This window comes from Pseudoalteromonas sp. NGC95 (assembly GCF_015864705.1).
Classification (GTDB): domain Bacteria; phylum Pseudomonadota; class Gammaproteobacteria; order Enterobacterales; family Alteromonadaceae; genus Pseudoalteromonas; species Pseudoalteromonas arctica.
In genome coordinates, this window is sequence record NZ_JADYWR010000008.1 from 160,791 (window position 1) to 184,167 (window position 23,377).

The 23,377-nt window shown below is 39.7% G+C and carries 19 protein-coding genes; 15 read left to right on the forward strand and 4 right to left on the reverse strand.

Features of this window, described 5'->3' with window-relative positions; genetic code table 11:
• Nucleotides 1-312 precede the first annotated feature (312 nt).
• Both I6E70_RS09660 and I6E70_RS09665 read left to right on the forward strand, forming a co-directional pair.
• Entirely contained in the window at nucleotides 313-810 is a 498-nt protein-coding gene (locus I6E70_RS09660; RefSeq protein ID WP_197188601.1) for a (2Fe-2S)-binding protein, read from the forward strand.
• Entirely contained in the window at nucleotides 807-3,068 is a 2,262-nt protein-coding gene (locus I6E70_RS09665; RefSeq protein WP_197188602.1) for a xanthine dehydrogenase family protein molybdopterin-binding subunit, read from the forward strand. Before I6E70_RS09660 ends, I6E70_RS09665 begins: the two co-directional genes overlap by 4 nt.
• A 68-nt stretch (nucleotides 3,069-3,136) precedes the next feature.
• Here the strand turns inward: I6E70_RS09665 and I6E70_RS09670 are convergent, their stop codons facing one another.
• Nucleotides 3,137-3,334, reverse strand: a complete 198-nt coding sequence (locus I6E70_RS09670; RefSeq protein WP_007581220.1) for a CsbD family protein — start codon at nucleotides 3,332-3,334, stop codon at nucleotides 3,137-3,139.
• Nucleotides 3,335-3,614: 280 nt separating this feature from the next.
• On the opposite strand from I6E70_RS09670, the gene I6E70_RS09675 reads away from it, so the two are divergent.
• The 5 genes from I6E70_RS09675 to I6E70_RS09695 all read left to right on the forward strand — a co-directional run bounded on the left by I6E70_RS09675 (nucleotide 3,615) and on the right by I6E70_RS09695 (nucleotide 9,420).
• Nucleotides 3,615-4,028: a group II truncated hemoglobin gene (locus I6E70_RS09675; protein ID WP_197188603.1), complete on the forward strand. Its 414-nt coding sequence runs from the start codon at nucleotides 3,615-3,617 to the stop codon at nucleotides 4,026-4,028.
• A gap of 83 nt (nucleotides 4,029-4,111) precedes the next feature.
• A complete protein-coding gene (hrpB, locus tag I6E70_RS09680; protein ID WP_197188604.1) occupies nucleotides 4,112-6,538 on the forward strand; it encodes an ATP-dependent helicase HrpB in 2,427 nt (808 codons plus the stop codon).
• A 94-nt stretch (nucleotides 6,539-6,632) separates the two neighbouring features.
• Nucleotides 6,633-7,097, forward strand: a complete 465-nt coding sequence (locus I6E70_RS09685; RefSeq protein WP_197188605.1) for a nuclear transport factor 2 family protein — start codon at nucleotides 6,633-6,635, stop codon at nucleotides 7,095-7,097.
• Nucleotides 7,098-7,112: 15 nt separating this feature from the next.
• A complete protein-coding gene (locus I6E70_RS09690; protein ID WP_197188606.1) occupies nucleotides 7,113-7,457 on the forward strand; it encodes a DUF6694 family lipoprotein in 345 nt (114 codons plus the stop codon).
• Nucleotides 7,458-7,854: 397 nt separating this feature from the next.
• Nucleotides 7,855-9,420, forward strand: coding sequence for a diguanylate cyclase domain-containing protein (locus I6E70_RS09695; RefSeq protein ID WP_231620090.1), 1,566 nt, complete (start codon nucleotides 7,855-7,857; stop codon nucleotides 9,418-9,420).
• Between the two features lie 48 nt (nucleotides 9,421-9,468).
• Here I6E70_RS09695 and I6E70_RS09700 read toward each other — a convergent pair whose 3' ends face one another.
• Nucleotides 9,469-9,684, reverse strand: coding sequence for a hypothetical protein (locus I6E70_RS09700; RefSeq protein WP_002958138.1), 216 nt, complete (start codon nucleotides 9,682-9,684; stop codon nucleotides 9,469-9,471).
• A gap of 170 nt (nucleotides 9,685-9,854) precedes the next feature.
• Between I6E70_RS09700 and I6E70_RS09705 the strand changes: the two genes are divergently transcribed.
• From I6E70_RS09705 to I6E70_RS09720, 4 genes are all read left to right on the forward strand, one after another.
• Nucleotides 9,855-11,762: a DUF1800 domain-containing protein gene (locus I6E70_RS09705; protein WP_197188607.1), complete on the forward strand. Its 1,908-nt coding sequence runs from the start codon at nucleotides 9,855-9,857 to the stop codon at nucleotides 11,760-11,762.
• 9 nt (nucleotides 11,763-11,771) lie between these two features.
• Entirely contained in the window at nucleotides 11,772-13,112 is a 1,341-nt protein-coding gene (locus I6E70_RS09710) for a DUF1501 domain-containing protein (protein ID WP_169059986.1), read from the forward strand.
• A 108-nt stretch (nucleotides 13,113-13,220) separates the two neighbouring features.
• Nucleotides 13,221-13,934 carry a DUF1499 domain-containing protein gene (locus I6E70_RS09715; RefSeq protein ID WP_121954096.1) on the forward strand — a complete coding sequence of 238 codons (714 nt, stop codon included), beginning with the start codon at nucleotides 13,221-13,223 and terminating at the stop codon, nucleotides 13,932-13,934.
• Nucleotides 13,935-14,077: 143 nt separating this feature from the next.
• Nucleotides 14,078-15,124: an NAD(P)-dependent alcohol dehydrogenase gene (locus tag I6E70_RS09720; RefSeq protein ID WP_165726575.1), complete on the forward strand. Its 1,047-nt coding sequence runs from the start codon at nucleotides 14,078-14,080 to the stop codon at nucleotides 15,122-15,124.
• A gap of 76 nt (nucleotides 15,125-15,200) precedes the next feature.
• Here the strand turns inward: I6E70_RS09720 and I6E70_RS09725 are convergent, their stop codons facing one another.
• A complete protein-coding gene (locus I6E70_RS09725; protein ID WP_007581242.1) occupies nucleotides 15,201-16,406 on the reverse strand; it encodes an MFS transporter in 1,206 nt (401 codons plus the stop codon).
• Between the two features lie 360 nt (nucleotides 16,407-16,766).
• Here I6E70_RS09725 and I6E70_RS09730 point away from each other — a divergent pair, with 360 nt between their 5' ends.
• The 3 genes from I6E70_RS09730 to I6E70_RS09740 all read left to right on the forward strand — a co-directional run bounded on the left by I6E70_RS09730 (nucleotide 16,767) and on the right by I6E70_RS09740 (nucleotide 21,558).
• Entirely contained in the window at nucleotides 16,767-18,065 is a 1,299-nt protein-coding gene (locus I6E70_RS09730; protein ID WP_165726424.1) for a methyl-accepting chemotaxis protein, read from the forward strand.
• 154 nt (nucleotides 18,066-18,219) lie between these two features.
• On the forward strand, nucleotides 18,220-20,385 hold the full coding sequence (locus I6E70_RS09735; protein ID WP_197188608.1) for a TonB-dependent receptor: 2,166 nt from the start codon (nucleotides 18,220-18,222) through the stop codon (nucleotides 20,383-20,385).
• 210 nt (nucleotides 20,386-20,595) lie between these two features.
• Nucleotides 20,596-21,558, forward strand: coding sequence for a TDT family transporter (locus I6E70_RS09740; protein WP_197188609.1), 963 nt, complete (start codon nucleotides 20,596-20,598; stop codon nucleotides 21,556-21,558).
• 2 nt (nucleotides 21,559-21,560) lie between these two features.
• Here the strand turns inward: I6E70_RS09740 and I6E70_RS09745 are convergent, their stop codons facing one another.
• Nucleotides 21,561-21,752, reverse strand: coding sequence for a DUF2986 domain-containing protein (locus I6E70_RS09745; protein ID WP_008169531.1), 192 nt, complete (start codon nucleotides 21,750-21,752; stop codon nucleotides 21,561-21,563).
• Between the two features lie 137 nt (nucleotides 21,753-21,889).
• Here I6E70_RS09745 and I6E70_RS09750 point away from each other — a divergent pair, with 137 nt between their 5' ends.
• Entirely contained in the window at nucleotides 21,890-23,377 is a 1,488-nt protein-coding gene (locus tag I6E70_RS09750; protein WP_197188610.1) for a dipeptidase, read from the forward strand.

Consider the following 23,377-nt stretch of genomic DNA (forward strand, 5'->3'; position numbering starts at 1 on the left):
TTAACATGCACTGCCTCGAGGATTCTGCATAGGGGCAATTTACGCTTTGTTGTTTACAAACCTCCCGCCGCGATTAAATCTCCCCTAGATTGAGTGAATTTTAATCTAAAAAGGTCAGCAGGGCCTAGTTATAATACTAATAATCAGACGTTAATATTTTCAATGTGGTTTAAACGTTCTAATAATTAGTATTTTTATAAAACAGATCTAAGTGGTAGGCTAAAAGTAGTAAGTATAAAATAGTAAGTAATTAAAAATAGTTCTCGCGCAACAAGGAACCCTCCTGTAAAGCGCTTTGCCAAGGAGTTTAGTATGATCACGCTTACCATTAATGGTAATAAACATGAGTTTTCTGGCGATCCGTCAACGCCAGTATTATGGTATCTCCGAGACGAATTGAATTTAACTGGGCCTAAATTTGGCTGTGGTATGGCACAGTGCGGTGCGTGTACCGTGCATATTGATGGGGTAGCTCAGCGCTCGTGTGTATTACCTGTAGCGGCAGTAGCGGGTCTTTCAATTACTACAATTGAAGGGTTAAGCGAGCAGGGCGACCATCCAGTACAACAAGCATGGGTTGAGCATAAAGTACCGCAGTGTGGTTTTTGCCAGTGCGGCCAAATGATGCAAGCGGCGAGTTTATTAGCTGCAAATCCAAACCCAAGCGATGATGAAATAGTAAGTAATATGTCGGGCAATATTTGCCGTTGTGGTACCTACCCGCGTATTCATAAAGCGATTAAGTCGGCTGCTAAAACAATGGCGAGTGTTCAGTATTTTGACCCAAATGAACAAGGGGAAGAAGTATGAACCAAGATAACAAATACTTTGATTTAAACCGCCGTAAGTTTTTAAAAACCAGTGCAATAGGTGCGTTAGTACTCGGTACTTATTTTGTAGGCAGTGCGCCAAGAGCATTTGCGGGTGTGTTAGAGCAACCATCTGAGCTGGCAAAACGCGCAAACTTATTTATTGCACTGCGACCTGACGGCATGGTTGAAATAACCTGCCATCGCTCTGAAATGGGTCAGCAAATTCGCACCGCGATTGCACAAATTGTTGCCGATGAAATGGAAGCCGCATGGGATAAGGTTATTGTTATTCAGGGTAAGGGCGATCCTAAATACGGCGATCAAAATACCGATGGCTCGCGCAGTATCCGCTACAACATGCAGCGCCTGCGTGAAATGGGCGCAAGTGTACGTTACATGATGCAGCATGCTGCCGCTAAGTATTGGAAAGTTGACCCACAAACCTGTACTGCTAATCAACACGTTGTTACACACAGCTCAGGTAAGTCGCTTAGTTATAAAGATTTAATCGACTTAGCGCTTACAATAACGCCACCAGAAGCTGACAAACTAACGCTTAAAACACGCAAAGAATGGCGTTATATTAATACTGGCATGGCGCATATAGATTTAGCCGATTTAGTAACAGGTAAAGCAATATTTGCAGCCGATGTACGCGAACCACAAGCGCTGGTGGCTATAATTGAACGCCCGCCGGTAGTAGGCGGTGTTGTTAAGTCATTTGATGCTAGTGCTACAAAAGCGATAAACGGCGTTATAGATGTTATTGAAATTCCTGCACCAAAAGGCGCGCCGCAGTTTCAGCCAAAAGGCGGAATTGCGATTATAGCTAAAAACACATGGGCTGCATGGCAAGGGCGTAAAGCATTAAAAGTAGTGTGGGATGATGGCAAAAATGGCGATTACAATTCAAAAGAATTTAAAAAGTCATTACTAAAAACAGTACAAACTCCACAGGCAAACATACGTGATAAAGGCGATGCCATGGGCGTGTTGGCTAAATCGAGCAATAAACTCGTAGCTGATTATTACGCACCGCACCTTGCTCAAGCACCAATGGAGCCGCCTTGTGCAACAGCTATGTACAACAAAGATAGTGTTGATATATGGGCTGCTACGCAAAATCCACAAGCCGATATGAAAACAGTGGCTACAATGCTTGGCATGGACGAGAGCAAAATTAACGTTAACGTTACCATGTTAGGAGGCGGCTTTGGGCGTAAGTCAAAACCTGACTTTTCAGCAGAGGCAGCTTACCTTTCAATGAAAGTAGGCAAGCCTATTCGTGTGCAATGGACGCGTGAAGACGACATACAACATGGTTTTTACCATGCAGTTTCGGCTCAGCACATTGAAGCATCACTAGATAAAAATGGCGCAATAGAATCGTATTTACATCGCACCGCGTTTTCACCTATTACCTCTACCTTTTCAGAAGGGGCGACTACGCCAGGGAGCTTTGAACTGCGGTTAGGATTTACCGATAACCCTATTAACACACCTAACATGAAGTTAGAAAACGGTGATGCGCAAGCCAAAGCACGAATTGGTTGGATGCGTTCTGTATCAAATATTTTTCATGCCTTTGCTATTCAGTCATTTATTGGCGAAGCAGCGCACAAAGCCGGTCGCGACCAAAAAGACTATTTACTAGACACTATAGGTCCGAGTCGTATTGTTGATGTAACAGAGCAAAATGCTACATACGATAATTACGGTGGCGATAAAGCGGTTTATCCTCTAGATATTGGCAGACTGCGCCATGTTATTGAAAAAGTAGCTGACATGAGTAAATGGGGGCGAGAGCTTCCTAAAGGTCGAGGTTTAGGCATAGCAGCACACAGAAGCTTTTTAACTTACGTAGCTACGGTAGTTGAAGTAGAAGTGTCGGATGCTGGTGATTTAAAAGTAATTAAATCGTGGGTTGCCATTGACGCAGGTACGGTTGTAAACACCGACACCGTTAAAAACCAAACCCAAGGTGGCTCTATTTACGGTATTACAACTGCAATCAGCGATGGTATTACCTTTGATAAAGGGCGCGTACAGCAAAGTAATTTTCATGATTATCGCGTACCGCGTATGAGCGACGCACCTCTTGAGATTGACGTTGAAATTGTACAAAGTGATGCACCACCAGCAGGGGTAGGCGAGCCGTCTACACCAGTTTATGCGCCAGCATTATGTAATGCTATTTTTGCAGCGTGCGGAAAGCGTATTAGGCAGTTACCGATTGGTAACCAATTAAAAGCGTAGCTAAATAACCTACAGCTTAAACAAAAAAACCGCCAAATGGCGGTTTTTTTAAAAGCGGTTAACGCGGTTTAACGACCTTTTTCAAACTCATCAACTTCACGCTCTGCTTCTTCTTTAGATTTACCGTATTGCTGCTGAATTTTACCAACTAGCTCTGTACGGCTACCTTCAATTTTATCTAAATCGTCGTTGGTAAGATCGCCCCATTTTTGTTGAGCCTTACCTTTAAGTTCTTTCCAATTACCTTCGATACGATCGCTGTTCATAAGTTTATCCTTACTTTAGGTTAGTGAATTAACTGTCAGTTATAAAGTAGCAAGCCTTGTACCAATGAATAATAATGGTTTTATTGTTTTTATTATCAGTTGGTTATATTTTTATGTTGAGCGATTTTGTTTTTAATATTGAGCTTTTTATTAAAAAATATACATAGCAGCCTGTAATTATTGCTGACATAAGTTACGCCGCTTTTATGTAACTCATTCTTAAATTTTTGTTTTAAGCTAATATGCAGGTATTAAACAAAGTAGTTAACCTGAGTGAGTTATGAATACAAAAACGTGTGAATACGGAGTGGGTGACTGCTCATACAAAATGGCAGGTGAGTTAGCAGGTATTACACAATTGGTGAATGCGTTTTACGACAATATGGACGCTTTAAAAGAGGCTGAACATATAAGGAGTATGCATTCAAAAGATTTATCAGCATCACGTAAAAAGCTCGCTTACTTTTTGTCGGGCTGGTTAGGTGGTCCTAAATTATACGCTGAACATTTTGGCAGTATTAACATACCTCAAGCGCATAAACATTTACATGTAGGAGTTGAGCAAAGTGATGCATGGCTTTTATGCATGCAAAAAGCGGTTGATGGGCAACCTTACGAAGCACCATTTAAAATTTACTTAATGCAGCAATTACGAGTGCCTGCAGATCGAATTAGAATGGTGTCGGGTAGTTAATAGCAATTATTAATAAACATCTACCGCGGTGTCGCTGCGGTTTTTTGTTACAATGCCTGCAAAGCAATTTAGGGTAAATAGCTGTGCTGCCGGTTCAAGACATATATCAACAACTCGTTACTACATTACAAAGTAATCCTATTACGTTATTACAAGCGCCGCCTGGTGCGGGTAAATCTACGTGGTTGCCGCTGCAACTAATGCGCGATGGGTATTTTAAACGTATTGTAATGCTAGAGCCTCGCCGTTTAGCTGCTCGTAATATTGCCAGCTACCTAGCAAAGTGCCAAAACGAAAGTGTTGGGCAAAGTGTGGGCTTGCGGATTAGGGGTGAGAGTAAAGTAAGCGCTAATACGCGCCTCGAAATAGTCACCGAAGGCATGTTAACGCGCATGCTGCAAAACGACCCTGAATTAAGCGATATAGATTTACTGATATTTGATGAATTTCATGAGCGTTCAATTGCAGCCGATACCTCACTTGCCTTTGCGCTCGAGACCCAAAGTGCGCTGCGTGAAGATTTAACCATTATGCTTATGTCGGCAACGCTAGATACTGAGCGTTATACAGCGTTTTTTGACTGCCCTGTAATTCAATCAAGCGGTCGCAGCTACCCAATAGACGAAATATACATACCCATAAAAGATGAAAGTCGCTGGCTTGATGCAATTCCTAACATAATAAAACAAGCACTTAATGAGCAAACAGGCAGCGCATTGGTGTTTTTACCTGGGCAGTTTGAGATACTACGCGTGCAACAAGCACTGAGCGATTTACCCAGTAACTGCCAAGTTGCAACGCTATTTGGCGAGCAAAATAAAGCCAATCAGCAAGCTGCTATTGCGCCTGCACCAAACGGTATGCGCAAAGTGGTGCTTACCACCAATGTAGCCGAAACCAGTTTAACTATTGAAGGCATACGCATTGTAATTGACAGCGGCAAGCGCCGTGCAGCGACCTTTAATTTAAAAACAGGGGTTACTGAGCTTACAACACAAAGTATATCGCGCTCGTCTGCTGTGCAGCGTGCAGGGCGTGCAGGACGAATAGAGCCGGGCATTGTTTATCTAATTGGCTCAAAGCAAACCTTTGAGAGACGTAATAGCCACGACAATCCCGAAATACTCACATCAGACATAAGCCAACTTATGCTTGAGGCAAAGCAATGGGGAGCCAGTATTGATGAGCTAACCTTGCTCGATAAGCCCACTGAGCAGCAATGCGAACAAGCAAGTAACCTGCTTAACATGCTAGAAGCTATTGATAGCAAAGGTAAGCTCACACCGCTTGGCAGTAAAATGTTAGGTTTTGGTGCTGATATTCGTTTGGCGCATATGCTATTAAAAGCACAAATACTTGATGACCAACTCCTTGGTATTTTTAGGCTCGCTATTTATTTAGTGGCATTACTTGAGAGCCGAGTAAACAGTGCAAACGAGTTGAGTTTAGCGCTGCATAGCCAACAGCAACGTCCGCATCCGGTGTTTAAACAACAGTTAAAGTATTGGCAAAGCCGCTTAAAAGTAAAAGACGAAAACAGCGAATTAAATACGCATTATATAAGTTTGCTAGTGGCATTGGCATACCCCGATCGCATCGCTAAAAAACGCGGTAATGGTTACCTACTTGCCAATGGTGCAGGTGCTGAGTTAAATGCCGATTACTGGCACAACGACGATTACTTAGCTATAGCAACCATGGGCGGGCACAAAGGTGGGCGTATATTTGCAGCCACAGCGCTTAACCCATTTGAGCTACAAGAGTTTTTACCGCATTTATTTAGTGAACTTACTCGTTGTGAGTTTGATGAAAAATCAGCGCGCTTTATTCACCAAGATGAAGTGAAACTCGGGGCTATAACACTCACCAGCCAACCTAGTAAACAAAAACTAGATAAGGGCGAGCGCGCTAAAGCGTGGCTTAACTTATTTGCTAAACACGGTTTTGCATTATTTAACGAGCAACCTGATGCGCAGCAATTGCTGATACGTATGAGCTTAGCAAGTAATTTAATGCCTGATAAATTCCCAAAAATAAATGAGCAACAACTCATTCAAAATGCAGCGCAGTGGCTAGGTGTGTTTTTAGAAGATATTAAAACGCTCACGCAGCTTAAAAAGTTTAACTACTTTGAAGCATTACAAAACTGTTTTGATTGGCAACAACAAACCGCTTTAAAAGCACTGTTACCACTGCGCTTAACGGTGCCAAGTGGCTCAAATATAAAAATAGAATACCAGCTTGATGGCCCCGCAAAGCTAAGCGTGCGTATGCAAGAAGTTTACGGCTTGACCAGTACGCCTATGCTTGCCAACGGTAAACTGCCACTGCTTATGGAGTTGTTATCGCCAGGTAAACGCTCACTGCAACTTACTCAAGATTTAGCGCACTTTTGGGCTAGCAGTTACCGCGATGTGCAAAAGGAAATGAAGGGTCGTTACCCTAAGCATTTTTGGCCAGACGACCCTGCCAACAGCGTTGCAACCAACAGAGTAAAGAGCAAAATGTAGGTGTTAGTACTTAAAACTATTTGTTTTATTGTTGAACATATTAATATAGTGTTCCTATAAATGAATCAATATTTTTAACTACAGGGAATAAGTGATGAAGCTACTTTTAACGTTAGGTTTGGCTCTAGTAACTGCTTTTTCGGCTTATGCTGAAAAGCCACTCGACTTAAATGCGTTTGCGCAGCAGTACTATAAAACAATGACCGCCACACAAGCACCTAACGCAGGTGCTAAAGAGCTTGAGGCTTACCTTGCATTGTTAACCGATGATATTGGCAATCAGCATATTCCGTATCAACCGGATGACTCACGTACTCCAGATGGTAAAAAGCAGATGCGCAAAGGTATGAGTTTTTACTTAGGTGCGCACACATTGTTTGAAAGCACACTGCTTAATACATTTGTGTTTAACGATACAGGCTTTGCTATTCGTTATAAAAACTATGTAAAAGGTATTCATCCGCAAAATAAGCAGCCAATAGAATACACCTCCACAATGATGGAAGTAATAGAAGTTGAAAACGGTAAAGTGGCGATGATCCGCAAGTATCACGAATAACAAATAAGGATATATATGAAACATTTACTTATCGCATTATCAATATTAATGCTTAGTGCATGCGTTAGCACAAAAAATGATTTTAGATTTGATGGCTCTACACCTGAGTCAACTCAAGTGGGAGTTAATAAAGTTTTAAAAGCATTAAAGCCTCAAGATTCCATGCGTTTTTTAGGCGCTTTAATCGCAATTCAATTTTCTGACGTGCAAAGCTTAGACGATATTATGGGCGACCCGACCATGATGGGGGAAATGAATTACTTTATTATAGGCAAAAAAATAGATGGTTTAAATTATTACGAAGTACTGGAGCTTGCGAGTTCGTCTCCATCAAAAGTTGAATTTTCTGTCGTGGAATAATTTCAGCTTTTTGTACTACTTTAAATGTGTAATACCAATCCGCAATAATACTTAATCATTTTGCGGGGTTAAACGTGTCGCTACCTGCGTTAAAAAATTCTCATTTAGAACAACTAAATAGCGAATTTTTTGCCTAGCTATCAACACGTTTTTCCGCCCTCAAAATAGACCACTTAATTAAGCGAATTGGTATAATTTTATGTCTATATTAAATATATTATTGAAAGGGCTAAAGTTTTAACGCTATAAAATTTAATAGTAAACTTTGTTTATTCCTGCTCATGAATTTATACTACGCTTTAGTAAGAAGCTAATTATTTATTATTTAGGTACAGGGAGTCTAAAATATAAAAATGTAAGCTACTTTGACTTAATTTTACACGATTAGATAGAGACTATGACATTAAGATTTTTTGTAATAATAGGTACTTTGATTTTAATGTGCTTTGTAACAAGTCTATTAGTAGGGTACCGCTATTTCTTTAGCCTGCCGACCATAAACACTAGTATTGAAGATTATCAAAATCGTGAATTATTAAGTCTTAAAATTGCGCTTGATAGAGAGTTTATATTTTTAGAAACACTCAATTATGACTACGCCGTATGGGATGATACCTATAATTACATGGCTGATTTTGACGTAGAATATGTAGATTCAAACTTTGTAGGTGACACCTTCTACTCTCTCAAAATTGATGGTGTGTTTATTTACGATATAAACTTTAATATGGTTTTCGGGCAAGCGTATAATTATATTAAACATACTGAGTTTGATGCACCTGATTTAGATTTACAGGTTAATAAATTAAACCGCGCAATTATTCCTAATTCAAAAGCCTCTGAAGACGACAACAGTTTAAGCCATTCTGGTTTTTTGCAAACAGCGGACGGCCCTGTCATGTTTGCATCGCATGTAATAAAGCGAACAGATAAAACAGGTGAGCCTGTTGGTAGTATTGTTTTTATAAAAAAAGTAAGACCGTCGTTGATCAAGTCCTTAGCTGAGATTGCACAAGTGGAGCTTAGCTACTCACAAATAGAACAGGCTAGTTCTTTAAACGATATTGCGACGCTTAAAGGGAGCCTCCAAGGAGAGGACATTGCCACTCAAAGGAAAAGGGTGATTCTAGATATAAACGGTAATCCACTTATTGCTTTGAACATTAAGCACCACCATCAAACACTGCCAGTTTTATTTGATCACTATTTAAAACTTATTTTGTTAATGTTTTTTGTAATGTCACTTTTGAGTTTCTATATTGTAAATCGTTACTTTATTGAACCACTTATTAACGGTGCGTCCGCTATCAATTCAATGTTGGTTAAAAACGATTTACAGCCTCTGAGATTCAGTAATAAATTTTTAGAAATGCGCGTTTTAATTAGCGGGTTTAATGCATTAATTAAACAAGTTAAAGATCAAAATTTTAAGCTTGAAAAAATAAGTAAAATTGATGGGTTAACCCAAATTTACAACAGGCGTGCCTTTGACGAAATTATTGTGGCGCAATGGGAACAGGCTCAACAGCAAAAAAATGCCTTTGGAATAATATTACTTGATGTAGACCATTTCAAAAATTATAACGATTTTTATGGTCACCAAGGCGGAGACAACGTTTTACAAGCTCTTGCCCAAAAGCTAAAACAAGTAGCTAAGCAAAACACAGGTACAGTGGCGCGCTATGGCGGCGAAGAGTTCATATTATTCTTTAAACAGCTTTCTTATGAAGAGTTTGTAGATATATCTCAGCAATTGCTTTTGGCGGTTAGGGAATTAAATCTACCTCATGAAGCGTCGCCTGTACGTGAGTATTTAACAATTAGTGCTGGGTGTGTATTTGCTACAAAAGAAACCTTAAGTAGTAATAATGTGTCTATGCAATCACTAATTAAAGAAGCTGACATAATGCTTTACGAAGCGAAAAACTCAGGTAGAGATAAAACATCTATCAAATCTATATAATTCAAGTGAATTATATAGATGCATCAGCTGTTTTTTATTATAAAACGCTTAAACCTCTTTCCCGCCATGGCTCTGTGCTAGGTCGTCAAGTTCGGCGCAAGTGTAATCAAAACCACTTTCGTCGTATTCGTATGTCACTTTTACACTATCGCCGCCATTAAAAAGTCGTGTTTTTACATCGTTAACCGGCCAGTCTTTCAGCTCGTGTAAAAACCGGTTAGCAACTTGTGAAGATTCAAAACAATAGCGAATTTCTGTTTTCATAAATAATAAAGCTCTGGCTGTTTACCCCTGCAGCTAGTGCATTATTAATGGGGCGTTCATGATTCGGTTACAAAAAATAAAGAGTTAAATTGTAAATTTTGTGTTTCAATAAATGCATCAAACTCGGTACACACTAACGTACTTTAATTAACAAATGATGACGACTTTACATGCATTATAAATTTGCTCTGATCGCAAGCTCGGTTTTTATACTAAGCGCTTGCGGTGGTTCAGGCTCAGATGATACGCCAACCGTTAACGGAAATAAAATCCCCATTTTGTCAGTCGCTGATATTCCTAGTGAATTAAGTAAGGGCCAAACAATTGAGCTAACAGCAACAGCCAGTGATAAAGACGGCACTATTACATCGATTGTATGGCAACAAACGCAAGGGCCTGAACTAATTAGCGGGCCTTCAGAGGCAGTAACCACCTCAGTAACACTGCTAAATGCGCAAAGTTATAAGCCTGTTAATTACGCTTTTTCGGTCACAGCAACCGACAATGAAGGAGCAAGCAGTGTAAAAACGCTGAGCTTTATAGCGCGCAATAATATGGATGAGATCAGCGCCGCACGGTTACTACACCAAGCAACAATGGGGCCTAAGTTTAGTGAAATACAAAACGCACAAGGTTTAAGCGAGCAGCAATGGCTTGATAAACAAATAGCGCTACCTATTAATTATCACCGTGATTATTTAGTAAAGCTAAATGACGATGACGACTTTAAATACATAAGCCGCATAGATGCATGGTGGAAAGCAGTAATGCAAAGTGACGATCAACTTCGTCAACGTGTTGCGTTTGCGTTAAGTGAAATATTAGTGGTGTCGGATGAAAATAGTGCCTTAAGAGGCCAACCTGAGGGCATGATCACTTATTACGATTTATTACTAAAGCATGCCTTTGGTAATTATCGTGACTTACTCGAAGATGTGACGCTTTCGCCTATTATGGGGACTTACTTAAGCCATTTGGGTAACGAAAAAGCAGACGATACACTCAATATTCGCCCAGACGAAAATTACGCACGTGAAGTAATGCAGTTATTTACTATTGGCCTTGAAGAGCTAAACCTAGATGGCAGCGCCAAGCTTGATGCACAAGGTAATACCATTGCCACTTACGGACAGGTAGAAATAGAGAGTTTTGCACGCGTATTTACTGGTTGGACGTTTGCCGATAGTGAAACATTTAAGCGTAAAAGTCGTGATTATATTAAGCCAATGGAAGCATTTGACGAGTACCATTCTAGTAAACAAAAAACCTTACTAAACGGTGAGGTTATACCACAAGGTTATGTAGCAGAAGAGTCATTGCAAATAGCCCTCGATAACTTATTTAACCATCAAAATGTTGCGCCATTTATTACTAAGCAGCTTATTCAGCGATTAATTACCTCAAACCCAACACCCCAATACGTTGAGCGAGTAGCTAATATATTTATTGATAACGGCGCTGGTGTACGCGGCGATTTAGCGGCGGTAGTAAAGGCTATATATTTAGATGATGAAGCACGGCATTTTGGCTCAGTGCTTGATTACCAAGGTAAAATTAAAGAGCCTATTTTAAAAACTGTACAGTTTTGGCGAAATCTCGATGCTAAATCGCCAGCGGGTTATTATAAAACATGGAATTTAATAAATAGCTACGGACAAGGACCCATGCAATCGGCTTCAGTATTTAACTTTTTTAGGCCTGATTATCAAACCGCAGCTTTGCGAAATGAAGGTATTGTTGCACCAGAATTACAAATAGCAAACGACGCAACACTGATTGGCACCATGAACGCGCTTTACGCAAGCTTAGTATGGAGTACCGCAGAAGCGCGCAGTGATTTAAATTCAAATAGTATTTATATTTATGTTCAAGACGACATGAATTTTTTAGAGAAAAACGGTGTTAGCGCGCTATTAGCTCAGTACAACACGTTATATTTTGCAGGCGCAATGAGCAGTGACACGCGCCAAGCGTTACTTGATTTAGATGCCTATTTTAATGAAGAGCAATACCGTGAACGGGTTTCGTATTTATTATATATGATTGCTATTTCACCTGAATTTAACGTGCAGTATTAGGAGCGCATAATGAGCATTAATAGAAGAGAGTTTTTGTCGTTATGTGTAAAAGGCAGTGTATCGGCTGCCGCGCTAACGAGCCTGCAATTACAAGCATTAACTGGAGCGACTAATGCAGTTGAGCTAGGAGATTACAAAGCATTAGTGTGTGTGTATTTATACGGAGGGAATGATTCGTTAAATATGCTAGTTCCGCTTGAAGGCGAGCAACGTAGTGTTTACGAGCAAAGTAGGCAGAACCTGGCGGTAGAGAGCCCACTTGAGTTAAGTATTAAAAGCCAGTTTGCCGGTGGAGTCGGTATTCATCCCTCACTTGAACCTATACAAAATGTGTTTGAATCTCAAAATTTAGCATTTGTAGGCGGGGTAGGTACTTTACTCGCTCCCACAACATTGAATGACTATAAAAATAAAGCAATAGGTTTGCCTAAGCATTTGTTTTCGCATAACGATCAGCAAGCTGCGTGGATGTATGGTCGAGAAAAACAATCACTTAATAGCGGGTGGGGCGCACGACTTTTAGAGCGTTTAGAGTTACAAGATGAGTTTGCAGCTAATGTATCACTCGACGGTACTAATTTATGGCAAACGGGAAGTGCTAGCAATGCATTTGCGCTTAACAAAAGCGGCATTAGTAGTATTAACGCGTTTGGAGGGTATCAACCTCGTAGCGAGCACGTAACTTCTATTATGAACCGCTTACTAGGCAATACGAGCCATCCATTAAGTACAGCTTATGCCAATGGCTTAACAAGTGCGATAAATAACACTCAAGCAATGAACAGCGCGTTAGAAAGCGCGCCTGCACTTATTACCCCATTTAGCGATAATAGCCTTAGTGAGCAATTTGCAGCAGTAGCTAAAACAATTAGCGTACAGGCAAAATTGAGCACTCAGCGCCAAGTGTTTTTTGTTTCTATGGGGGGGTATGATACGCACGATAACCAATTAACAACGCACCCTGCTTTACTAAATACGTTAGCTCAAGGGTTAAGTGAATTTGATAGCGCGATGAAAGAGCTTGATATGGCAGATAAAGTGACTGCGTTTACTATGTCTGATTTTGGTCGCACGTTGACCTCAAATGGCGATGGCACTGACCATGGTTGGGCAGGAAACCAAATAGTAATGGGCGGCGCAGTAAAAGGCGGCAATATATATGGCGAGCTACTAACTCAACATTTGGATGGCCCACAAGATACCGGTGGCGGGCGTTTAATTCCAAGTGTTGCTAATGAGCAGTACTTTGCCACATTGGCTCAGTGGTTTGGTGTGCCAAGCTCTGAGCTTGTTGATATTTTTCCAAACTTGAGTAACTTTGATCACACAACATTGGACTTTTTTGTGTAATTAGTCGCTAATAGTAATCTAAAAGCACTTATTAGTAGTATAAGCTACTGGTTAATAATGCTTATCTGTTTTAATAATAAAAATCACACACAATATAGGAATCATAAAATGAAAGTTTTAGTGAGCTTAGTTAGTTTAATCGCTTTTTTACTCGTCATACTGCCAGGGCCTTTGTATAAATTTGGTATTGTAGAATTAGGTGTTGCGTTTACGGGGTTTAAATTTGGCGTTTATGCTGGTGGCGCTGCATTGGTGCTACTTATAGTACAAGCGTTATTTATGCGTAAAACGTTAACGCTAAGCAGTGGTGTTATTGCACTTGTATTTTCGGTTGTGGCTATTGCTATGCCACTTAATATGATGAACAAGGCTGAAGGTGTACCGGCAATTCATGACATTTCAACTGATTTAGTTAATCCACCAAAATTTGTAGCAATTGCACCACTACGTGCAAATGCATCTAACCCAGTAGAATACGCGGGTGAAGAAACGGCAGTACAGCAACGCAAAGCATACCCGGAGCTGGTAACGTTAAGCTTTGCACAATCTAAAGCCGATTTGATGACAGCAAGCGAACAAGCAGTTAAAAATCTTGGTTTTGCAGTAGTAAGTGCAAACACGGCTACAGGTATTGTAGAGGCTACTGATACAACCACATGGTTTGGTTTTAAAGACGATGTGGTAATTCGTATTAAAGATGAAGGCAGCCAACGTTTTGTTGATATTCGTAGTAAATCACGAGTAGGGCGCAGTGATTTAGGAAAAAATGCAGAGCGCATTCATTCAATTATTAATGAATTAAACAGCTTACTTGCAAAATAATTAAATTTAGCTCCCTAGTCCTAACGATTAAGCCCAAACACTGTTTGGGCTTTTTTTGTGCCTATTTTATATTGTCAGGTTCTATTCACAGGCTATGTACTATGCTGTTGATGATTTAAATTTTTAACCACTATGGAGTTATTATGAAAACAGTAGGATATGCAGCAAAAAGCCAAGGTTCTGAATTGACAGAATTTTCTTTTGAGCGCCGCGATTTACGAAATAACGATGTAGAAATTGAAATTTTATACTGTGGTGTGTGCCATTCAGATTTACACGCCGTACGAAATGATTGGGGTGGCAGTGACTACCCATTAGTACCTGGGCATGAAATTGTTGGTAAAGTTATGTCGGTAGGTAGCGACGTTAAAAAATACAAGCAAGGCGACACGGTTGCTGTTGGTTGTATGGTTGATTCGTGCCAAAGCTGCGATCAATGTGATAACGATGAAGAGCAATTTTGCCGCGAAGGTATGATTGGTACTTACGCAGGCAAAGACCGCATTAGTGGTGAAATGACCCAAGGTGGGTATTCTAAACATGTCGTTGTACGCGAAGAATTCGTACTTTCCGTACCAGAAAATTTAGACCTTTCTCGCGTAGCACCGCTACTTTGTGCAGGTATTACTACTTACTCGCCACTTCATAAATGGGGCGTAAAAAAAGGTAGCCGTGTTGGTGTTGTTGGTCTAGGCGGACTTGGCCATATGGCTGTTAAAAATGCAGTTGCAATGGGCGCAAGCGTTACGGTAATTGGCCGTAGTGAGTCTAAAAAAGATGATGCGGTTAAATTGGGTGCTCAGCACTACTTAGTGTCATCTAATGATGACGAAATGAAAGACTCGCAATCTGCCTTTGACGTCATTATAGATACGGTACCTGTAAAACATGATTTATCTATTTACACACCACTACTTGATGTAGATGGCACTTTAGTTATTGTAGGCCAAGTTGGCCCTGTAGATGAGCTAAGCACGGTGCCATTATTAATGGGTCGCCGTCGTATTGCAGGCTCACTTATTGGTGGTATTGCACAGACGCAACAAATGCTCGACTTTTGTGGTGAAAATAACGTGCTACCTGAGTGCGAAATGATCAACATAGACGAAATTAACACGGCATACGAGCGTATGGAAAAGTCTGACGTACGATACCGCTTTGTTATTGATATGGCATCGCTAAGCGCTTAATTTACTAGGTAAATTAAAAATAAAAGAGCCGCTAATTAGCGGCTCTTTTTGTATTTTAAATTAATCTGAACTCAAGTTAATTAGTAGCTTGCGCTGTTGGTTGCTGTTTATTTAGTTGTAAGTAACTTAGTAGCCACATACCCAAACCACCTAAAAATAATGCAGCTGCTACGTAACCTGTTTGATTAGGTGCAGCACCCTGTGCTATTGCAATTCCACCGACCCAAGGGCCTATAGCATTGGCAGTATTAAATGCGCACTGTACTAAGGCACCAATCATAGCGTGGCCTTCGGGTGCAACGTCCATTAAAAGCGTTTGAATCAGCGTAGCCAAGCCCACACTGCAACCAATAAAGAAGATCACTGCATAAAGAGCCCAAATATTATGGCTTGCCGTTACATAAGCAAAGGCAAATACAATGGTACATACAAGCGCAAGGCCAGTCGTTTTAATTGCTGATTTATCGGCAGCTTTACCCAGTACATAGTTACCGAGCGTACAACCAATACCAAACATTACCATTGCGATAGAAATAGTATACGGGGCTGTTTTTGTTACCACTAAGATGGTGTCGGCAATGTAAGTATAAATACAAAACACCCCGCCAAAGCCAATAATTACAATACCCAAAATAGACCAAACCAGTTTGTTTTTAAGTACGCCAAACTCGTTTAGTAAGTTAGAAGGCTTAGCGTTATCTATATTTGGAACTACTTTATAAACAAAAATAAAAGCAATAAATGCAAGCACTGCAGCGCCGGCTAAACAATACCGCCAACTAAGGTTTTGACCCACAAGTGTTACAACAGGCACACCAACAATAGTAGCCACAGTTAAACCCATAAACACCTTAGACATAAAGCTAGCACGCTTACCTTTTGGGGCAATATCCGATGCTAATAAAATAGCCGCGCCAAAATATGCACCATGAGGTAAACCACTTAAAAATCTAAATATTACAAGCTGCTCAAGCGACGTTGCCATCGCGCTTAATCCGTTTGAGACAAACATTAAGCTTATAAATATGAGCAATGCTTTGCGCTTTCTCATATTAGCAGTGGTAAGCATTAAAATAGGGGCACCCACTACAACACCAATGGCGTAAGCACTAATTGCATAGCCACTTTGTGATGGCGTTGAGCCAAATGTTTCGCTAATTAGTGGCAGCATAGGCATCATCGAAAACTCAGATAATCCTAAAATAAATGTGCCTAGCGCTAATACGAGTAAAATAGCGGTTCTGTTAAGTTGACTAGATGCCGACGTTACATCTGATGTCATAGATGATCCCTTAAGGTTTAATTTTAAAAATGAAACTGCACAATAGATCTTGAATAGGACATATTATGTGTATGCTTAAATTTTGGTGTGAGAGGGTAGTCTGTGAGGGCGCTATTTTAAGTTAAAAAAAGCACAGAGTCATGCATAAATTAGTGGTTTTATTAGGTTTTTAAAATGTTAATTAGAAGAAAATACTACTTAATATTTATAAAATAAAAAAACTATTTATAAAGCATATATATATAAGATATTAAATATTAGCCGAAAGGTTATTTAAAGCTTATATTTACAGTACAGCTACATATTGATATCACATTAATTTGCTAATTTTTGTACTAATTTACTCCTTAAGGTTTTTATATGTTTGGTATTTCTAAAAGAAACGCAAAAATTGAAGAAATGGAGCTTCAATTAATTCAAAAACAATCTATTTTATCGGCAATTAATAAGCACGTTGCTTATATAGAGTTTACACCTGATGGAATAATATTAGACGCAAATCAGTTGTTTTTAAAAACGATTGGGTATAGCAAAGAGAAAATAATTGGTAAGCATCATCGTATGTTTTGCGAACCTGAATATGCAAAGTCAAACGAATATAGTCAATTTTGGCAAGCATTGAAAGCAGGGAACTCTAAAGCAGGCTCGTTTTTAAGGTACAAAGCTAATGGCGATAAGCTTTGGCTTGAGGCAACTTACTTTCCTGTAGAAGAGCGCGGCGTAGTCACCAAAGTTATTAAAATAGCCTCTGATATTACAAACAGTTACATACAAAGAAAAGCGCAAGAAGCTATTGCAAATGCACTCGACAAAGCCTTGGCTACAATAGAGTTTACCCCAGAGGGTAATATTTTAAAGGCGAACCAAAACTTTTTAGCAACAATAGGTTATAGCTTAAAAGACATTGTAGGCAAGCATCATAAAATGTTTTGTACTAAATTGTTTTATGAGAAAAACCCACGCTTTTGGAGTGAATTAGCGCAGGGGCAGTTTAAGTCAGGAAAATTTAAACGTATTGCCGCCGACGGTTCAGAAATTTGGTTAGAAGCAACTTATAACCCAATTTTAGATAGCAAAGGTAATGTAATTAAAATAATTAAGTTTGCATCAAATATTACCGATCGAATTAATAATAACAGTGCAGTGACAGAAGCCGCTGCAATAGCACATGAATCGGCGGTAGCTACTGCTACAACCGCTAAAAAAGGCTCTGAAATACTACAAAGCTCTATAGCGAACTCCGACGCCATTGTAAGCCAAGTACTTAAATCGGTAGATTTAATAAAAAATCTTAATGAACAGTCTGCGGTCATAGGCTCCATTGTTTCGACAATTAGCAGCATTGCGGATCAAACTAATTTACTGGCACTTAATGCCGCAATAGAAGCAGCGCGTGCTGGTGATTATGGTCGAGGTTTTGCTGTAGTAGCTGATGAAGTAAGGCAGCTTGCAGCCAGCACTAGTCGCTCTACTAATGAAATAGCAAGTGTTGTTAAAAATAACCAAGAGCTCACTAATGATATATCAAAGCAAATAACGTCAGTTTCAGACTCATCAAAACAAGGAAGAGAGCTTATTGCTAATGTGTCTGAGGTCATTAAAGAGATTGAACGTGGAGCCGATATTGTTTCTCAAACGGTAGCTAAGTTAAATACTTAGTTAATTGCATGTTCCTATGTTTAAAGCTGCCTTCTTATGTGCTCAAACACACCTAACAACATTCTAAATTGATAAAGTGCGACAATATGTCGCGCTTTTGCTTTTGCAACTCACACTATAATTACGCCAATTATTACAGTGGCATAAATTAACAATGGTTTATAAAAGCAAAACTCAAAAAACATATTTACTAACTCCTGTCGCACTTTTTATTAGCGGTGTGCTATCTCCTTTTGCATTTGCCGACGATACGCCTTTAGAAGTGATTGAAGTACACGGACATGCTCAAAATAAGCATTTAGCACTTGGTTCGTCAGAATCGTTATTAAGTGATTTAGGTGTCGATTTTTCAGCAGCGGGCGGCGTATCTAACTTACCTATTTTAAATGGTTTAATGGGCGACAGAGTTAAAGTGTTAGTTGATGGTGCAGATGTAACCGTTGCATGCGCTAATCATATGAACCCGCCACTTTCGTATATCTCGGCTAATCAAATTACGTCTTACAATGTGGTTGCAGGCGTGTCGCCAGTAAGCGCGGGCGGCGATAATATTGCCGGTGTAATAAGCGTTAATTCTATTTCACCACAGTATAGCGATAGCAATGAATTAGGTTGGCACTCAGGTTATGTGTCAGCAAAGTACAGTAGCGTTGATAACGGACGTAAACTTGGCGTTGGTGCACGTTTAGCAAGTGACACGTTTAGCCTTAATTATCAGGGTTCGTTTAGTGACGCAGATAGTTATGAAGACGGTAACGGCGATGTAGTATTAGATACATTGTATCGAGCACAAAATCATAGTTTAACCGCAGCTATGCGCGATGATAAACAGCAATTAGTTATAAAGCTAACGCATCAAAAAATCCCGTATCAGGGATTTGCAAATCAGTATATGGATATGACCGATAACACCAGCTACGGTGCAATAGCTCAATACAAACGCTCCTTTGAAAACAGCGAGCTTGAAGGGCAAGTTAACTGGCATAGCGTAAAGCACGAAATGGGTTTTTTCAGTGAAGAAAAAACAGGCATGATGCGAATGAAAACCGATGCACAAGATATAAGTACGCAGCTTAAATGGCGTATTGCGCTTGATAAAAACAGCAGTATTTTACTCGGTCAAGAATATTACAATTACAGTATTGATGATTGGTGGCCAGGTATTGAAGGCTCAACCATGATGGGACCAGGCGATTACGTAAATGTAAATAACGGTAAACGAGAGCGCATAGCGGCATTTGCAGAATTTGAGAGCCAAGTAAATACAAAGTTATGGTTAAACGCAGGCGTACGTATTGAAAGTATTAATACCCACGTTGGAGAGGTTCAATCTTACAACGATGACATGAGCATGACGGATATGGACGATATGAGCGACATGGGTAGTATGGAAAGTATGACCATGAGCGATACGTCTACAGATAATACCATTGCTGCACAGAACTTTAATGCTGGCGACAGAGATAAAACCGACACTATAGTTGATGCTAACTTATTAATTAACTATCAAATAACAAATTATGATGAGCTGCAATTTGGTCTTGCCCGTAAAAACCGAGCACCTAATTTATACGAGCGATACAGTTGGGGTGTAAGTACCATGGCAACCACCATGATTGGTTGGTATGGCGATGGTAATGGCTACATTGGTAATCCTGATTTAGACGTTGAAACAGCGCATACAATAAGTGCTACTTATATTAAATCGGCTAAAGATGATGGTTGGCGATTAAGCACCAATGTTTGGTATACAGATGTGAGTGACTATATTGATGCTGATATTGTAAGAAGCTTCAATAGTTATGATTTAGACAATACAGCGCGTAACATTTTTCAGTTTACTAATGTAGATGCTATTTTGTATGGTGCAAAAATAGATTTAACAGCCAATATTTATGAATCTAAGGATTTAGGTAACTGGCAGTTACACGCTAATGTTGCTAATACGAGAGGCAAGCGCGACGATACTAATCAGCCACTTTATCAAATTAAACCACTGCAAACTCAGCTAGGTATTAGCCAGCAAATAGGTCGATTTGAAAACGCATTATCTTGGCAGTGGGTCGATACTAAAAGCCGTGTAGATAATGATCGTTTTGAAAACCAAACAGACAGCTACAGCCTGGTTAATTTAAGCTCTAAAGCCACATGGGATTCATTAACGCTAAGTGCTGAAGTGAGTAACGTGTTTGATGAGTATTACCAGCTCCCATTAGGTGGTGTAAGTATTGCGGCACTTAAACAAGATAGCAGCAACGGGTTTGAACAACTTGTAGGGCAGGGGCGTTCATTTAATGTAAGCGTTAGTTACGCGTTCTAACTAAACTAAATTTTAAAAATAAAGTAAAAGCCATAACTGTGTTATGGCTTTTTTTACGTTTTAATATGTAAGCCGTAAACTTATTTTTATGAAATATTTGTACGCAAAAAGCGTTCTATTAAGCACGCTTGTACTAATTTTACAGCGTTATTTTAAGGCAATGCAGTAAAAAGCAGTAACTTGTTCATCACCCAATGATTAGGAAATACAGTGTTTAAGCAATTTAAAAATAAAGTGATGGGTGCGCCAACAGCTATGGCCGGTTTAGCTTTGGGTATTGCTAGTATGGGATGGACATGGGAAAACGTTTTTAATTTAAACTCCCAAGGTCAATTTTTGGGAGCGGTACTAGCTGGCGTATTAGTTTTACTTTTGGCTGCTAAGTTTTTACTACACCCTCATTTATTAAAAGCCGATTTAGCACACCCAGTTGCAGGAAGTGTGATCCCTACATTTGCAATGGCTAATCTTGTTATTTCAAACTCAGTTGGGCAATTTAACTCATTAGCTGGCGACATTATGTGGGTTTTAGCTTTTGTGCTGCATCTCACATTTTTGGTGAGTTTTTTATACCAGCGAGCAAAAAAGTTTAACTTTGAGGATATGGCGCCCAGCTGGTTTGTGCCGCCAGTGGGGATAATTATTGCAGATGTTACTTTTTCGGGAAATCCGACATTAGCGTGGTTAGCTTATAGCGCACTGGTGATTGGTATATCAACGTACAGTATTATGCTGCCAATTATGTTTTATCGCTTTTTATTAGCATTAAAAAGTGACTACGAAATACAGCCAACACTTGCCATTTTAGCAGCGCCTGCCAGTTTAACATTAGCGGGGTATTTTCATATTGTAGCTAATCCATCACTCTTTATAGTGGGGGCATTATTTATATTAGCGATAATAAAAACACTGATTGTTTATGTGTTATTTATAAAGTTATTACGCAGGCCTTTTACGCCGAGCTACGCTGCTTTTACATTTCCAATGGTTATTGGGGCAACTGCATTATTTAAAATGAAAGACTGGATGCAAAGTATAAACCTCGCAATGCCATATGTAGATACAGTTAATTACTTAGCTACGTTTGAACTTATAGTTGCCACGGCAGTAGTTGGTTATGTAAGTGCTCGGTACTTTTGCCACTTTAAATTATCAAAGCAACGGGTAGCGTAAAGTTACTCTTGGATTACCTCTGGCTCATTACTTTCTTGTTCCGCTAGTTTTTCGCGCTCAGCTTTTGACACATAACCAGGTTTGTTGCTTTTATGTAGTTTAGCGTTAGTGCGTTTATCTTTCTTTTGAAATTTAGTGACGATTTTTTTACGACGGTTCACAATTAAATACCCTGTTAATTTTAAGTCGCGCATTATACATTCATCCTCATAAAAGCTGCTATATAAATATTCAGCTTAAGTTACCTGTGTGTTTAGTGTAAAGAGCTATAAGTAAGCGCTTCATAGCGTTATAATTACCGCTCTTAGTTATTAATTAAATGGGAATTGTTTTGAAAAAGTTAGCTTTAGCCAGTATTGCTTTATTTGCGTTTGGTGCTCATGCACAGTTAAATAAAAATATTGATAGCGTTGCCGATTACGCAGTAAATACCTACCAAAATGTTCAAATACACACACTTACTAACTTAGTGGCTTTTCCGACCGTTAATAAGAGCGATATTGCCGCTCCTCAAAATCCCGATTTTATTGGCTTTAAAGCACTTTTAAAAATGAAAGCCGCAGAGCTTGGTTTTGACTACCAAGATTTAGGCTACACCGTTTTAATTGGAATGGGCGAGCAAAGCGAAAAAGTAACGGTAGTAACCCACGGCGACGTGCAACCTGCTAATGCTAGCAAATGGAAACAAAGTCCTTTTATTATTGATACATCTGAACCGGGAAAATTAGTTGGTCGTGGTACGGAAGACGATAAAGGTGCAATAGCAACAGCGCTTTACGCCATGAAAGCAATTAAAGATAAAGGCATAACCCTTAATAACCGAATTGAGCTTATGATTTACCTTGCTGAGGAGTCTGATTGGGGTCCGCTTACTCAATTTATGAAAACGTATGAACAACCAAAATATGCAGTAACGATTGATGCATCATACCCTGTAGTGGTTGCCGAGAAAGGCTGGAGCTTAATTGCACCTACTTTTAATGCAACATCACCACAGACGGGTTTATATGTAAAGGATGTAACTGGCGGTGCGTTTAGAAGCCAAATTCCAGAAGACGCCAGCTTAGTACTTCACAATGCAGACGCTGCACTTATTAATACATTAAAAGCAAAAGCCAAAACATTAAATAAAGTTGAGTTTAACTTTAGTGAAAAAAGTAATGCCTTAGCAATAAGTGTTAAAGGTATGTCGGCGCATTCATCAGAGCCGGAGTCGGGTATAAATGCCATTGCTTATTTAGCTGAGTTATTTAAAGGCGTGGAGCTTGAAAATAACAGTGACGGCGAGCTAATCGACTTTGTGAATCAGTTAATTGGTTTAGATATTCATGGTAAACAGTTTGGCGAAATAGCTTACAAGCACGACTTTATGGGCCCGATGACAGTGACACCAACCGTTATTGAGCGCGATGGTAATGCGCTAACACTTGCTGTAAATGCACGTCGCCCTATGGGTAAATACGAAGCTGTATTACAAAAGCAAATTGATGATGCGCTCGCTAATTGGCAAGCCACTAACAATGTAACGCTTGCCAACATAGAAACAATTATTGGCACACCTATGCTACTTGATAGCGCGCCACATGCGCAAAAGCTGCTTGATATTTTCAAGCATTTTACGGGCGACGAAAAAGCCGACTTTGTATCAATAGGTGGTGGCACTAATGCAAAGTTGTTTGATAATGCGGTATCGTTTGGCCCTTCAATGCCAGGTAAGCGCTACACAGGTCATTCAGAGCATGAATTTATGACACTTGAGCAACTTGAACTGAATTTACGTATGTACACAGCAATGATGATAGAGCTAGGTAATATGTAA

Bases quoted from the DNA above. Each gene is read 5' to 3' on its own strand.
- I6E70_RS09745 (WP_008169531.1), bottom strand. From the start codon at position 21,752: ATGCGCGACTTAAAATTAACAGGGTATTTAATTGTGAACCGTCGTAAA.
- I6E70_RS09705 (WP_197188607.1), top strand. From the start codon at position 9,855: ATGCATTATAAATTTGCTCTGATCGCAAGCTCGGTTTTTATACTAAGC.
- I6E70_RS09700 (WP_002958138.1), bottom strand. From the start codon at position 9,684: ATGAAAACAGAAATTCGCTATTGTTTTGAATCTTCACAAGTTGCTAAC.
- I6E70_RS09665 (WP_197188602.1), top strand. From the start codon at position 807: ATGAACCAAGATAACAAATACTTTGATTTAAACCGCCGTAAGTTTTTA.
- I6E70_RS09695 (WP_231620090.1), top strand. From the start codon at position 7,855: ATGACATTAAGATTTTTTGTAATAATAGGTACTTTGATTTTAATGTGC.
- I6E70_RS09730 (WP_165726424.1), top strand. From the start codon at position 16,767: ATGTTTGGTATTTCTAAAAGAAACGCAAAAATTGAAGAAATGGAGCTT.
- I6E70_RS09685 (WP_197188605.1), top strand. From the start codon at position 6,633: ATGAAGCTACTTTTAACGTTAGGTTTGGCTCTAGTAACTGCTTTTTCG.
- I6E70_RS09670 (WP_007581220.1), bottom strand. From the start codon at position 3,334: ATGAACAGCGATCGTATCGAAGGTAATTGGAAAGAACTTAAAGGTAAG.
- I6E70_RS09675 (WP_197188603.1), top strand. From the start codon at position 3,615: ATGAATACAAAAACGTGTGAATACGGAGTGGGTGACTGCTCATACAAA.
- I6E70_RS09690 (WP_197188606.1), top strand. From the start codon at position 7,113: ATGAAACATTTACTTATCGCATTATCAATATTAATGCTTAGTGCATGC.
- I6E70_RS09710 (WP_169059986.1), top strand. From the start codon at position 11,772: ATGAGCATTAATAGAAGAGAGTTTTTGTCGTTATGTGTAAAAGGCAGT.
- I6E70_RS09725 (WP_007581242.1), bottom strand. From the start codon at position 16,406: ATGACATCAGATGTAACGTCGGCATCTAGTCAACTTAACAGAACCGCT.
- I6E70_RS09660 (WP_197188601.1), top strand. From the start codon at position 313: ATGATCACGCTTACCATTAATGGTAATAAACATGAGTTTTCTGGCGAT.
- I6E70_RS09735 (WP_197188608.1), top strand. From the start codon at position 18,220: ATGGTTTATAAAAGCAAAACTCAAAAAACATATTTACTAACTCCTGTC.
- I6E70_RS09715 (WP_121954096.1), top strand. From the start codon at position 13,221: ATGAAAGTTTTAGTGAGCTTAGTTAGTTTAATCGCTTTTTTACTCGTC.
- I6E70_RS09720 (WP_165726575.1), top strand. From the start codon at position 14,078: ATGAAAACAGTAGGATATGCAGCAAAAAGCCAAGGTTCTGAATTGACA.